This window comes from Pseudomonas putida group bacterium ESBL64, from assembly GCF_045277175.1.
GTDB classification, from domain to species: Bacteria; Pseudomonadota; Gammaproteobacteria; order Pseudomonadales; family Pseudomonadaceae; genus Aquipseudomonas; species Aquipseudomonas alloputida.
This window is the reverse complement of sequence record NZ_CP145799.1, coordinates 150,247-163,668: the sequence shown is the minus strand read 5'-3', so window position 1 is coordinate 163,668 and position 13,422 is coordinate 150,247. Positions and strand designations below refer to the sequence as shown.

Below are 13,422 nucleotides of genomic sequence, written 5' to 3'. Positions count from 1 at the left end.
CAACAAAGCGATGCCCGTCATGAAGCCCCTTATTCTCGTGCTCAACGGCCCCAACCTGAACATGCTGGGCACCCGCGAGCCTGCCCAGTACGGCCACGAAACCCTCGCTGACCTGGCTCAGGGATGTGCCGACACTGCCCACGCCCACGGCCTGGAAATCGAATTCCGCCAGACCAACCACGAAGGTGAACTGATCGACTGGATCCACGCCGCCCGTGGCCGCTGCGCCGGCATCGTGATCAACCCCGGCGCCTGGACGCACACCTCGGTCGCCATCCGCGATGCCCTGGTGGCCAGCGAACTGCCGGTGATCGAGGTGCACCTGTCCAATGTGCACAAACGCGAGCCGTTCCGTCACTTGTCGTTCGTATCGTCCATCGCCGTCGGTGTCATCTGCGGCCTGGGCAGCCACGGCTACCGCATGGCGCTGAGCCACTTCGCCGAGCTGTTGCAGGAGCGTGCGGCATGAGCCAGCAAGCCATCCTCGCCGGCCTGATCGGCCGCGGCATCCAACTGTCACGTACGCCGGCCCTGCACGAACACGAAGGCGACGCCCAGGCCCTGCGCTACCTGTACCGGCTGATCGACGCCGACCAGCTGCAACTGGACGACAGCGCCCTGCCCGGCCTGCTCGAAGCCGCGCAACATACCGGTTTCACCGGGCTGAACATTACGTACCCGTTCAAGCAGGCGATCCTGCCGTTGCTCGACGAACTGTCCGACGAGGCCCGCGGTATCGGCGCGGTAAATACCGTGGTGCTCAAGGACGGCAAGCGCGTCGGCCACAACACCGATTGCCTGGGCTTTGCCGAAGGCTTGCGCCGTGGCCTGCCCGACGTTGCACGGCGCCAGGTGGTGCAGATGGGTGCCGGTGGCGCTGGCTCGGCCGTGGCCCATGCCCTGCTGGGTGAAGGGGTAGAGCGGCTGGTGCTGTTCGAAGTGGATGCGACCCGTGCGCAGGCGCTGGTGGACAACCTGAACGCCCATTTCGGCACGGAGCGCGCCGTGCTTGGCACCGACCTGGCCACAGCACTGGCCGAAGCGGACGGGCTGGTCAACACCACGCCGGTGGGCATGGCCAAGCTACCGGGCACGCCACTGCCGGTGGCGTTGCTACATCCCCGCCTGTGGGTGGCAGAGATCATCTACTTCCCGCTGGAGACCGAACTGCTGCGCGCGGCCCGGGCACTGGGCTGCCGCACACTGGATGGCAGCTACATGGCGGTGTTCCAGGCGGTGAAGGCATTCGAGCTGTTCAGCGGGCGGCAGGCGGATGCGGCGCGGATGCAGGCGCACTTTGCCAGTTTCACCTGATAGAAAAGTGTTGGCTTCTTCGCGGGCACGCCCGCTCCCACAGGTACTGCGCAAACGTTACTGATTGCACTCTCCCTGTGGGAGCGGGCATGCCCGCGAAGAGGCCGGTACAGGAGAATCACCCTTGCTCATCCAGCAACGCCTGTATCACCTGTTCCTGCTCGCCATAATCCCCCTCGCCAACGTGCACATGGCGCACCTGCCCCTTGCGGTCGACAAAGTAATGCGCCGGCCAGAACTGGTTGCCCCAGGCATTCCACACCTTGTAGTCATTATCTACCGCCACCGGATACCCGATACCCAACCGGGCTACCTTGTCCCGCAAAGTCGCCACATCATGCTCGTAGTCGAACTCGGGCGTGTGTACCCCCACCACCACCAGTCCTTGATCGGCATAGCGCCGCGCCCAATCATTCACATGCGGCAGGCTGCGCCGACAGTTGATGCAGTCCCAGGTCCAGAAGTCCACCAGCACCACCTTGCCCTTGAGCCCCGGGGCATCCACGGGCGGCGAATTCAACCACTGGCTGGCGCCTGACAGCGACGGCATGGCGCCGTAGCTGTCGCGTGCCTTCAGGTGCCCAGCCAACCCAAGCCCCATCAGCGCCAGCGCAAAACCACCTGCCTTGAGCATCCGGCGCCGATCAATTGTCATGGCAACCGCCCGTGGCGTAGGTGCGGTACTGCACGCTTTGCCGCTGGCCATGGGAGTCAAGGTAGTCCATTCGGGTGTTCACCAGGCCGCAGGCGTTGCTCTGATCGTCCTGCACCGACAGCACTTTCTTCACATCCAGAGGCTCACCGTAGCGGTACTGCATGACCCCGCCATCCTGCATCGGGGCCGTGGCGGCCTGGGCAGCGATGGCGCCGAAGCTGAGCACGGCGAACAGGCTGGCGCTGGCGATAGTCTTGACGTTCATGGCATCTCTCCTGGGTAACACTTGGGGGTGGGGAGTGTTGCTCCCCGGTCGAGAGCCATTTCACGTCAGCCAGGTATCCCGCATGTGTCGCCCAGCGTTGTGATATGCGTCCTGCTGTATCCCTACCCGTGCCAGATACACTGCAATACAAACTCCCGCAGGCAAGGGCGAACGCGCTCGGTACACTGCGCCCAACCCCCTTTTGCACAGGAACCCAGCGCATGGAACACGTCGATCACATCCTGATCGTCGACGACGACCGCGAGATCCGCGAACTGGTCGGCAATTACCTGAAGAAGAACGGCCTGCGCACCAGCATCGTTGCCGACGGCCGGCAGATGCGCGCCTTTCTCGAAGCCAACAGCGTCGACCTGATCGTGCTCGACATCATGATGCCTGGCGACGACGGCCTGCTGTTGTGCCGCGAGCTGCGCGCCGGCAAGCACCGCAATACGCCCGTGCTGATGCTGACCGCCCGCAATGACGAAACCGACCGCATCATCGGCCTGGAAATGGGCGCCGACGATTACCTGACCAAACCATTCTCGGCCCGCGAACTGCTCGCCCGCATCAACGCCGTGCTGCGCCGCACACGCATGCTGCCGCCCAACCTGACCATCAGTGAAAGCAGCCGCCTGCTGGGTTTCGGTCAGTGGCGTCTGGACACCACCGCGCGCCACCTGCTCGACAGCGAAGGCACCCTGGTGGCCCTGAGTGGCGCCGAGTACCGCCTGCTGCGGGTGTTCCTCGACCACCCGCAGCGGGTGCTCAGCCGCGAACAGCTGCTTAACCTGACCCAGGGCCGCGAAGCCGACATCTTCGACCGCTCCATCGACTTGCTGGTCAGCCGCCTGCGCCAGCGCCTGGGTGACGATGCCCGCGAGCCCAGCTGCATCAAGACCGTGCGCAGCGAGGGCTACGTGTTTTCGCTGCCGGTGCAATTGCTCGAGTCCCCCTCATGAAATGGCCGCGCACCCTGGCCTCGCGTCTGGCGCTGATCTTCTTCACCGGCCTGGTGTTGGCTTATGGTCTGTCGTTCGGCCTGCAGGCCTACGAGCGCTATATCAGCAGCCGCTCGATGATGCTCAGCAACCTCGAACAGGACGTGGCGACCTCGGTTGCCATCCTTGACCGCCTGCCCGCAGCCGAGCGTGCCGCCTGGCTGCCACGCCTGGAACGGCGCACCTACCGCTATCGCCTGGACCAGGGCCTGGCAGGCGAAGCGATGCCGAGCAGTGACCCACCGATGGCCGCCGCGTCGATCGTCAAGGCCATTGGCAGCGACTACCGCCTGACCTTCCTGGAAATCCCGGGGCCCAATGCGCACTTCCAGGCGCACCTGAACCTGGCCGACGGCGCGCCACTGACCATCGACGTGACACCCGCACCGGTCCCGGTAGCCCGTTGGTTGCCCGTGGTGCTGCTGATTCAGCTGGCTGTGCTGTTGCTGTGTACCTGGCTGGCGGTACGCCTGGCCATCGGCCCGCTAACCCGTCTGGCCCAGGCAGTGGACAACCTCGACCCGGACCAGCCCGGCGTGCAACTGGATGAAAGCGGCCCACGCGAGGTGCGCTACGCTGCGGTAGCCTTCAACGCCCTGCAGGCGCGCATTGCTGCCCACCTCAAGGAACGCATGCAGTTGCTGGCAGCCATTTCCCACGACCTGCAAACACCGATCACTCGCATGAAGTTGCGGGTCGAAGTGATGGATGAGGGGGTCGAAAAGGACAAGTTCGGGAGCGACCTGGATGAAATGGAACACCTGGTGCGCGAAGGCGTGGCTTACGCCCGCAGCATGGACAGCAGCACCGAAGCGACCTGCCGGGTCAACCTTGATGCCTTTCTCGACAGCCTGGTATTCGACTACCAGGACAGCGGCGCCCAGGTTGAACGCCACGGCAGCAGCGGGACTCTGCTGGAAACCCGCCCGCATGCGCTGCGCCGGGTACTGGTGAACCTGGTCGACAACGCCCTGAAGTTTGCAGGTGCTGCCGAGCTGCAAGTGTCACGCGAGGGCAGTACCACCATCATCCGCGTGCTCGACAACGGGCCAGGGATACCCGGTGACGAGCTGGATGAAGTGCTCAAGCCGTTCTACCGGGTGGAAGGTTCACGCAATCGCAGCACGGGTGGCACCGGCTTGGGATTGGCCATTGCCCACCAGCTGATCCAGGCCATGGGGGGCCGGCTGACCCTGAGCAACCGCGAACAGGGCGGATTGTGCGCGCAGATCGAACTCACCTGAAGTGCGACCGTTGGCAGGAACGGCCTTGGATCTCGATCGGGCCGTTCCTGTAAAACGCGCGGTCGCCTCTACAAACAGATACACAACTGCATCCCCCTGACACACTGCAGATACCCCGCCCCGAGACACTCCCGGTCACACAACCACACCCCGGGAGTCCCTGATGAAAGCCCTCACCTTGCCCTCCGGCTGGAAGCTGTTCGCCGCCCTCGCCGGCCTGACCTTGGCGATGACCGCCATAGTCCTGGCCAGCCAACCTGACCCGGACGGCTTGCGCAGTGCCATTCGTGCCACCGCACGCAGCTCGTTCGCACTGTTCCTGCTGGCGTTCCTGGCCTCGTCGCTGGTGACCTTGCTGCCTGGCACATCAAGCCGCCGCATCCTTCAGGAGCGACGCTACCTGGGGTTGGCATTCGCGTTCTCCCACACCGTGCACGGCGTGCTGATTTATCGCTACGCCCAGCAATTTCCCGAGCTGTTCTGGGCCGGCCGCACACTGACTTCCAGCCTGCCCGGCACAGTCGGCTACCTGTTCGTGCTGCTGCTCACCGCCACCTCGTTCAAGCCCCCCATGCGGCTGTTGGGCGGCCGTGCCTGGCAAGCGCTGCACAGCAGCGGCATGTGGGTACTGGCTGCCGTGTTCTGCCTGTCGTTCTACAAACGCATCCCCATGGGGGGGTGGTACCCGCTGGCGTTCGCCCTGATGTTCAGCGCCATCGCCGTCAAGCTCACCGCCAAAGTGGCCCGTAAACAACGCCGCAGCACCCGCGCCCTTGCCTGAAGAGAGCACCGCAAATGACGACCTTGACCCGTACCCTGACCACCGTTGATCGCCTCGGCAGCTGGAGTGCCGACGTGCCATTACGGGTATTTTTGGCCTGGGAGTTTTTCGAATCCGGCCTGGAGAAATTCAACGGCAGCAACTGGTTCGCCGACCTGCAGTCCAACTTCCCGTTCCCCTTCAGCCTGCTGCCCGCGGAGCTGAACTGGCAGCTGTCGATGTGGGCCGAGTTGGTGCTGCCGTTGCTGCTGCTGTTGGGCCTGGGTACCCGGCTGGCATCGTTGGGTTTGATGGTGGTCACCGTTGTAGCGATAGCGGCAGTGCACTGGCCGGCGCACTGGTCGGGCCTGGCGGAGCTGGCCCAAGGCTATACCATTACCGACCAGGGCTTCGGCAATTACAAATTGCCATTGATCTACCTGGTGGCGTTGCTACCCCTGCTGCTCAAGGGCGCCGGGCGCCTTAGCCTCGATCATTGGCTTGGCATGCGGTTCGGCAGATGAGGGTTGGGGGCTGCTGCGCAGCCCCCAATGCCTTCAAACGGTTCCGACAATGACGCCCTGCTCGCGCAATGCCTCCAACAATGCCAACCCTTGCTGCACATCCCCGCCCAACGCCTGCAGCCGCTCTCTTCCAGTCCCCTGCTCCACCAGCAACCGATACGCCATAGGTGCCAACCGGGCAAAACGCACCTGCAACCGGGCATCGCGATAAACCAGCAGCAAGCTCGGCGATGCTGGGGCAGCCGTTGGCTGGTAGTCCACGCCAATGCTTTCTACCGGCCAACGATAGGCCAGCACCCGCGCCACACAAGACAACAACGGCGCTCCAGCCAGCAGGTCACCACCCGGGTCATGCGCCGGGTCCTCGGCATCGCTCAGGTACAGTTGCGCCTCGACCCACTCATAGTGCGCCAGCTCCAGCTGCCAAGGGGTGTCCAGCGCCACACGTTGCAAGTAGTCGACGAACGTCTCGGCAATTTCGGTAAACAACGGCGTCTGGCAACGGTAACTGGCGTAGAAATCACGTACTCGGGCATGCCAGCGCTGCTCGCCCAACGCCTGGCGCATGACCGGGAAGCTGCCAGCCAGCAACCCTTCGATGGCGCCATAGAACAACTCACGGTAAACCTTCAGGCGGCGGGCCTCGACGCCGGGCGGCGGGGCATGGCGCTGTGGGTCGCGCAGGTGACGGGCCAAGGCATACTGCTGCGCACGCAGGGTCTCATTCATCTGCTTGCCCTCCGGCAGCGCATTGCACAGCACGCATACGCGCCGTCTCGGCCAACAGTTCGGCCAAGGGCGGGTAGTTGAAATCACGTTCAAGCACCGTCGGCTGTACGCCGAAGCGCACGCAAGCGCTGGCGTACAGCGTCCAGACATCCTCCTTCACGGCCGCCCCGTGGGTATCCACTTTGAGGTCAGGCGCTTCATCGTAATGCCCGGCAACGTGCATCCCGGTCACGCGCGCCGGGGGCAAGCCTGCAAGGAATTGCTGGGCGTCGTAGCCATGGTTGCAGGCGTTGACATAGACATTGTTGACGTCCAGCAGCAGGTCACAATCCGCTTCTTCGAGCACCGCCTGGATGAAGTCGAGTTCGCTCATCGCCTGATACGGCGCGGCGTAGTAGCTGATGTTCTCCACGGCAATGCGCCGCTCCAGCTGCTCCTGAGCCTGGCGTATGCGCGCGGCCACATGGCGTACGGCTTCATCGGTGAACGGGATGGGCATCAGGTCGTACAGGTGCCCGTCATCACTGCAGTAGCTCAGGTGCTCGCTGTACAGTCGCACCTGGTATCGCTCGAGAAACTGCCGGGTCTGCTCAAGGAAATGGCGGTCCAGCGGGGCACTGCCACCCAGCGATAAAGACAACCCATGACAGGTGACAGCAAAGCGCTCCGCCAACTGGGCCAAGCCCTTGCCATAGGCGCCGCCCACGGCAATCCAGTTTTCCGGCGCACACTCGAGAAAGTCCACTGCACCCGCCTCCATGGCCAGCAGTTCCGGCAACAGGCCGCGACGCAAGCCTAGCCCGATGTTCAACATCGCAGGAAACATAAAAGTTCTCCAACAAGCACAACGCCCCACCTGGCCAGCAGGAGGAGCGTTGTGGCGTTTCATGGGGTAGAACGTCAGGGCTTGCCGGTCAGGTGGCTGAACAAGCCATCAGGCATGGCTTTGCCATTGGCCTGATAAATCGCCTTGAGGTGATCGGCCGCTTCCTGCTCGGAGATGAAACCGTCATGGTTGCGGTCGATCGTGTCGAAATCACGGGCACGGTCCTTGGCCACCGCCAGAAACTCATCGCGCGAGACCTTGCCATCGTGATTGCTGTCGGTTTTGGCGAACGAGGCGTCACCGCACTTGCCTTCACCACACTTGCCCTCAGCCCCAGCCTTGGCGCCGGCGCCGCACTTACCCTCACCGCACTTGCCTTCGCTTTGGGAAGCCTTGCCGCTCCCCCCGCACTTGCCCTCACCACACTTGCCCTCGCCGGCCACTTTGGCCGAGGCCAGTTGGTAACCTTGAGCCAGCGGCTCGACGGCGAACGCACTGTTGCTCAATGCCATGCTGCCGATCAGGGCGGCGCCGAGCAGGCCGAGGGTGTTTTTTGCTTGAGTCATGATGCAGCTCCACTGGGGTTGGAAAGTGGAGCCATTAGGCCGTTGCGGTTTGTCGTGGATGTATCGTGCCAGGCGCACTTTTGTATGGCAGTAGGTCTGCAGCACAGGCAGATACAGTGCGATACACACCACCCGGCAACGGGCCCCAAGTTGCCTTGGGGCCATCAGGCGTGATCAGTCTTCCAGCGGTTTGGGCGGGGCCGCTGGCTTGGCGGGCTTGGCCGGCTTGCTGTCCTTGTCCTTGGCTTGCGGGGCCGCCGCTACGGGCTCGGGCGCCGCCACCGCCTTTTCGCTGGCAGGCAGTTCATCGACCGCTTTGAGGATCACCTGTGGGTCGATGGCCTCGCCGGTGTCGTCGTCCTTGAGCATGTGCCGCTCACCATCCTTGCCCACCAGGATCACCTTGGTACCCTTGCTCGCACCCAGCTTCAGTTCCCGAATCAGGGCCATTGTGGTCTGCTGCTCGAGGTTCTTGTCCTCTCGCTTGCCCATCATGTTGGCGACGCTGTACAGGACAAGGTTGCGCTCCTTGAACGCTGCCTGGGTGGCCGGGTCCTCGAGCGCTTTGTTCAGCCCTCGCAACGTTGGGTCGGCACTGCTGGGAGCGATAACCACCAATGGTCTGGCCTTGCCCAGTTCCTTGGCTAGAGGCGCATCACTGTCTGCGGCAAACAGGGGGCCGGCAACAGCAAGCAAGGTTGCGAGGGTCAGTGACCGGACAAGCATGCGTATCTCCTTATTGTCTCGATAAACCAATGACTACAGATCACGGAGAAAAATCCGACAGGGAGCCTAAACCACTTCATTCCATAACGGGGTGTGTAAAAGTAACTGTCGATTTCCGAGCCACCTGAAGCCAAGACTACGGCGCTGGTACAAACCACATTCAGCTTGACTGAGCATAGCCCAAAGCCGCTTTGGCAGGGCCGGGCAAGCCCTTACCCTGAGCGCATGTCAACGTACATCGATCGAGGGCCCCTTGGGTCCCATTTCCATCGCTTGAATCGTCATATCCAGCATCAGTCCTCTGCGTGCAGCGCGCTGAGCATCACGAATGGCATCCGCCTGGTCGATCCTGGCCCCTTCGCTCAGCGCTTCGTCGTCAAGCACGGTTTCAAGCTGCCTTCTGAACGGCAGGTCGACCGCAGCGAATCGCTCAGGATGGGAACGCTCCAGGTGCGCCTGCCAAAATTCACGGTCAACCATGGAGCGGGCAATCTCTTCCGGTGTTTCTGCATCCCGCACCGCAGCCTCTGCCTCTGCAAGGTCCGCCTCCAGGACGCCTGAGATCGCAAGAAAGCTCATTTCTCCCACCTGCAATGGCAGGTCGAGACGCTCCCTCAGCCCGATCCTGAAAGCCAACCCCACCTCGCTTCCTTCCAGCGTCCTGCCATGCTGTAGCGCCCATCGGGTAGCGAACATGTCGACTGCATCCTGGCGCCATAAACGTCTGCCCAGGTCTAGCAAAGCGCGTTCGCTTTCTCCCTGAGCCGCGTGCTCAACCTGCCAAACCAACAAATTCAGTTCAAGGTTGCTCAAGCACCAGGTTGCACCGTCCTGGCACCCCCACTCATCATTGGCCACTGACAGCAAGTTCTGCCGCAGCTCTGGCGTAATGGCCATCGCTTGCAATACCGCCATTACCCGATTGCCCAGTGCACGCGCATTGACACGAAAGTCTTCGGACAGCAACAACTGGCGAAGCACACGGAAAAAACGCTCGGCGTCCTGCCCTGCATCCAGCGAGTCCCAGGCAGCAAGCATCAAGCCGCGATGCTCCGGGGCCACGGCATCCCCCCAGACTTCACGCGCGTGCTGCAGGCGCAGAAGCACTTGCTCCTCGTCGAGGGCCGGATCGACGCTGCTCAACGAAGCCTGCAAGCGTAACGTCTGGGCCTCGCCCAAGGGGTTCGCATTCAAGCGAAACCGCCGCCGATGCCACACGGGCAACTGGTAGAAACCCTCTGGAATGTGCCTGATCCGGTTATCCCGCAAGTCAACGGATACCAACTGAGCGTTGTCGAACACGCCCAGTGGAAACTGCGAGATTTGTGTGTCGCGCAAGTTCAGCCAACGCAACTCAGCCAAACCCGCCAACGTGAACCTGCTCCCCAGGGGGTTGTGGGATAGGTCGAGAGACTGCAGGCTCGTGCAACTGGCCAATGTGGCGGTTTGTGCAGTGTTCAGGACGATCCGGTTGTTGGTCAGGCTCAGATGCCGCAACTGCGGTATCTGCAGCAACGGCTGCGGAAGGCGCGTCAACAGGTTCCCTCCCAGATCGAGGGTTTGCAGGTTAGGGAAAGCCAGCAATAGGCTGCTGGGCACCTCCAGAAGGTCAAGGTGCAGCAGCGACAGGCTGGTCACACCTCTGAAGCTGACCTGTGGGGGTATGTTGGGCAAGCCGCTCGATCTGAAATTGCAGAACATGACGTGGAGGTTTTCCTGTGCATTGATCTGCAGTTCCCCCACGCCCACCGACCGCCGCCAACAATTGAACAACGTCTGGCGTAAAGCCTCTCGATCTTCCCTGACATCGCCCTGCCCTCGTGCCACCCAGGTATTCAGTGTGATGCGCAGGATGGCGAACTCATTGCGAAGGTCAGTCAGTACGTGTTCAATCTGCTGCCCTGAACGCCTGGCGTCATCGGCGAAGGTCTCGACCTGCTCATCACTCAACCACGGAAAGAGATCGCGCAGCGTTGCCCTCAGGGCACTCCCCCTTGATGCGAACCCACCTACTCCGCCACCACCCAGTGGGTAGCCAATACGTCCATCGGCCAAGCGCATGGGCCCTCGGACAGCACCTGGGCGTACCGCGCCAAGCAAACGACTGATCTCATCACGATGGCGTGCCGCTTCGCGCGCCAGTATCACCCTGAGGTTGTGCGTAAATGGATCGCCGATCCCCATCGCCGCCCTCTGCGCTTCGGTATAGGCTGGCGCCATGACGTCGAACAACTCACCTGCCTCACCCAGCGCCGTGCCCTGGCTGCCATGCAGTTGAAACGTACCGTTCACGTGCACCAGATCGAACGCCCGCTGCCCTTGCTCGGTCTTCGCCAGCATCGGCCCGCCCAGGCAACCTTCGTACAGGCGCCAGCACACACCTTCACCTCCGGGTAGATACCGCAACAAGCCCAAGGCCACCCGTGCCAGGTCTGCATGCTGCGGGGTATCAAGGTACAACGCTTCAAATACCCGAGCCTGGCGGGTAGCCAGCACACTGCCCCTTGCCGCTTCGGCGAGCCCCAGTGCAACCCTGCCGCTGGACAGCAGCCGCGTGCGATCAATGCTGCTGGCGGCCTGTACCAGTGCTTGCGCAGTGCGCGCGCTCAGCCTCGGGAACACCCGGCGCAACGCCGCGCTGCCAGCGGTGTCGCTGGGCTGCAAGGCTTCGAAAAGGTGCTGCAGCAGTGTTCGGCGCTGTGTCCATGCCAACGCGGCCAGTGCCTGATCTGTCAGGCCACTCGCGCCTGGCAGGCGCCGAGCGTGATCGAGCACTGTTGTATCTGCTACCGGGTCGCCGCTGCGCAGACGGCCAATCATGCTGCGGATGCGTTGATCAAGCCTGACCCGCTCCACACTGTCGATCATCCCAGGGCTCGGTGCCTGGGCGTGTACATGCAGGCCACGCAGGTCGTCGCCATCAAGGCCATGGAACAGCAGAACCTCATCGATCTGTTCGTCATTCAGCCTATTGAAGGGTTCGCCCAAACGCCGGAACATGCGGTATTTGTCGGTCCACCGAGCCGGTTGCTCGCTCCACAAACGCCAGGCACCTGCGCCATTGTGGCGCAGCAACGGCCCGTGGCCGTCGACCGGATACAACTGCCATTGATCATCACCCGCCTCTGCCACGCGATAGTGATGCCCGTCCATTTCGATCCAGGCCCGCCCGTCCTGACGCCGAATACCCAAGGCATCCCGGCTCGAGGCCGCAACGGGGGCCTGGCTTTGAAACAGGGTCAAGTCGTGTTGCCAAAGTTTCTCAGTGCCGTCCTCCAGCCGGGCCGGCACCATGGCATCGACCTTCGCAGAGCGTGCCCAAACCCGTCGAGCGACACCCACCCCGGCTACCGTGGTCGCCAGCACGGCAAGGTCTGTCGCCACGTGGGTCAAATGGTCGAGCGCCTCCTGACGATCGCCTTGCTGCCAGGCCTCGGCGCCATGGTAGACCTCACCCAGTAGTTCGTAGGCCGTCACGGCCAGCAGCGCCAGGCCAAGCCCAGGCAGAAAGAAACTGGCCAGGTTGAGCAGCGCCCATCCTTCGGCTGCAAGGCGCAGGTCATGCTGGCGCTGAACCTCACGATCCAGCCTGGCCACAGGCACCGCGATCATCGCCGCATCGTCCTTGATCTGGTGGATACGTGCCTGTGCCAGGCTGATGAACAACGGCTGCGGGTAAGCCTGCAAGCGCGGTTCGAGATCGCGAAAAGCCCAGCCCGGCAGGCCATCGAAGCGCTCCGCGACCTGGGCGAAAAAAGCCTGGCTGTCGCGCCGCAGCACGAAGCGGCTGAAAAAACGCTGGTAAGCCTTGTCTCGCAAGCGACGGCCCAGTTCGCGGTTCAGTTTGTCGAGGCTCTCGAACGCGCGCCAGGGCGAAAAAGGGTCTCCAGGCACGTAAAGCAACACCCGACGCGTCGTGTTGAACAAAACGCCCTGCTCAACCACTACGAACACGGTCACCTGCTCAATCTGGCAACCCAGCAATTTCAGTTGCCTGGCCTGCACAAGGTCGCCCGCCAAGCGCGGCAGCTCACCCTTCTCGCACACAGCCACCATCACATTGAGTTCGCTGGCATCCAGCGTTCCCTCTTGCCTGGCTTTGTAAGCGTCCACAAGCATGGTGTAGCGCGTGGCATCTACAAGCTGCGATACCAGGCGCTCGGCACTGCCAGAGGGCGTGAGGATGGCATCCAGATGACGTTGATAGCGCTCACCCAGGTCCAGCTCACGACACAGTCCGGCAAACTCGATGCTCGTAGGGGGTTTGACCGTGCCGTGGCGTGGAAGCAGCAGGCGGTTACCGCGCGGCTGGCCACCTTCCTGCGCCTGCGCGTCCGTGAAGTTGCGCAATGCCACTTCGAGCAGCGGCTTTTCTTCATAGACCACGGTAGTCAGGTGCGCGCCCACCGGCTGACTGTTGATCACAGCTTCCCGGCGGCCCTCCAGGAACCTGAGCACGTGCGGGTTACGGCCAAGCCCGTAACGCTCGTCGAGGGCCTTTCCCAGGGCTGATGCGACGAAACTGTCGAGGCCTTCGATGCCTCGCAGCACCGTGTTCACTTGCTCACAGCAGCGAAGGCTGTTTGACAATGCCCTGCCGATCTCAGGCAGTTGCTCAGCGGGTGCATGACGCAACCAGGGTGGCAGGCGCCTGCCGATGATGCCGTCCTGGAACGCGTCGATGGCGGCCTGCGCATCTGACGGCAAAGTGGTGTCCATAGCGGGGGCCTCTTCATGAAAAGAGGCCAGACTAAGTTGCCTGCTCCCCGCCAGGCGCTATATAGCTAATGCCTGCGTTCAGACAACCGCCAA

13 protein-coding genes are annotated in these 13,422 nt (G+C 62.7%); 6 read left to right on the top strand and 7 right to left on the bottom strand.

The annotated features are described in order from the left end of the window. Positions 1-19 precede the first annotated feature (19 nt). A complete protein-coding gene (aroQ, locus tag V6093_RS00730) occupies positions 20-469 on the top strand; it encodes a type II 3-dehydroquinate dehydratase (protein ID WP_003250469.1) in 450 nt (149 codons plus the stop codon). After that, complete coding sequence (locus V6093_RS00725) at positions 466-1,314, top strand: shikimate dehydrogenase (protein ID WP_265978347.1); 849 nt, start codon at positions 466-468, stop codon at positions 1,312-1,314. Before aroQ ends, V6093_RS00725 begins: the two co-directional genes overlap by 4 nt. A 118-nt stretch (positions 1,315-1,432) precedes the next feature. Here V6093_RS00725 and V6093_RS00720 read toward each other — a convergent pair whose 3' ends face one another. Then, positions 1,433-1,948: a thioredoxin family protein gene (locus tag V6093_RS00720; protein ID WP_047604012.1), complete on the bottom strand. Its 516-nt coding sequence runs from the start codon at positions 1,946-1,948 to the stop codon at positions 1,433-1,435. Between the two features lie 10 nt (positions 1,949-1,958). After that, positions 1,959-2,234 carry a DUF2790 domain-containing protein gene (locus tag V6093_RS00715; RefSeq protein ID WP_004573749.1) on the bottom strand — a complete coding sequence of 92 codons (276 nt, stop codon included), beginning with the start codon at positions 2,232-2,234 and terminating at the stop codon, positions 1,959-1,961. 221 nt (positions 2,235-2,455) lie between these two features. Between V6093_RS00715 and V6093_RS00710 the strand changes: the two genes are divergently transcribed. The 4 genes from V6093_RS00710 to V6093_RS00695 all read left to right on the top strand — a co-directional run bounded on the left by V6093_RS00710 (position 2,456) and on the right by V6093_RS00695 (position 5,763). Beyond that, a complete protein-coding gene (locus V6093_RS00710) occupies positions 2,456-3,196 on the top strand; it encodes a response regulator (RefSeq protein WP_003250463.1) in 741 nt (246 codons plus the stop codon). Further along, the gene (locus tag V6093_RS00705; RefSeq protein ID WP_012052931.1) at positions 3,193-4,479 is read left to right on the top strand and encodes a HAMP domain-containing sensor histidine kinase; all 1,287 of its coding nucleotides are present in this window, start codon (positions 3,193-3,195) and stop codon (positions 4,477-4,479) included. The genes V6093_RS00710 and V6093_RS00705 overlap by 4 nt, the downstream gene beginning before the upstream one ends. A gap of 163 nt (positions 4,480-4,642) precedes the next feature. Beyond that, positions 4,643-5,260 (top strand): ferric reductase-like transmembrane domain-containing protein, encoded by a 618-nt coding sequence (locus V6093_RS00700; protein ID WP_014861799.1) that lies wholly within the window; start codon positions 4,643-4,645, stop codon positions 5,258-5,260. Positions 5,261-5,274: 14 nt separating this feature from the next. Then, positions 5,275-5,763: a DoxX family membrane protein gene (locus V6093_RS00695; RefSeq protein WP_108079220.1), complete on the top strand. Its 489-nt coding sequence runs from the start codon at positions 5,275-5,277 to the stop codon at positions 5,761-5,763. Positions 5,764-5,796: 33 nt separating this feature from the next. Here the strand turns inward: V6093_RS00695 and V6093_RS00690 are convergent, their stop codons facing one another. The 5 genes from V6093_RS00690 to V6093_RS00670 form a co-directional block, all read right to left on the bottom strand. Continuing rightward, complete coding sequence (locus V6093_RS00690) at positions 5,797-6,492, bottom strand: DUF2063 domain-containing protein (protein WP_003250455.1); 696 nt, start codon at positions 6,490-6,492, stop codon at positions 5,797-5,799. Beyond that, a complete protein-coding gene (locus tag V6093_RS00685) occupies positions 6,485-7,318 on the bottom strand; it encodes a DUF692 domain-containing protein (protein ID WP_108079222.1) in 834 nt (277 codons plus the stop codon). Before V6093_RS00685 ends, V6093_RS00690 begins: the two co-directional genes overlap by 8 nt. A gap of 74 nt (positions 7,319-7,392) precedes the next feature. Continuing rightward, positions 7,393-7,884, bottom strand: coding sequence for a hypothetical protein (locus tag V6093_RS00680; protein ID WP_003250451.1), 492 nt, complete (start codon positions 7,882-7,884; stop codon positions 7,393-7,395). A 174-nt stretch (positions 7,885-8,058) separates the two neighbouring features. Further along, on the bottom strand, positions 8,059-8,610 hold the full coding sequence (locus V6093_RS00675; RefSeq protein WP_003250449.1) for a DUF4174 domain-containing protein: 552 nt from the start codon (positions 8,608-8,610) through the stop codon (positions 8,059-8,061). A gap of 228 nt (positions 8,611-8,838) precedes the next feature. Next, positions 8,839-13,329, bottom strand: a complete 4,491-nt coding sequence (locus tag V6093_RS00670; protein WP_047604020.1) for an NEL-type E3 ubiquitin ligase domain-containing protein — start codon at positions 13,327-13,329, stop codon at positions 8,839-8,841. Positions 13,330-13,422: the final 93 nt, after the last annotated feature.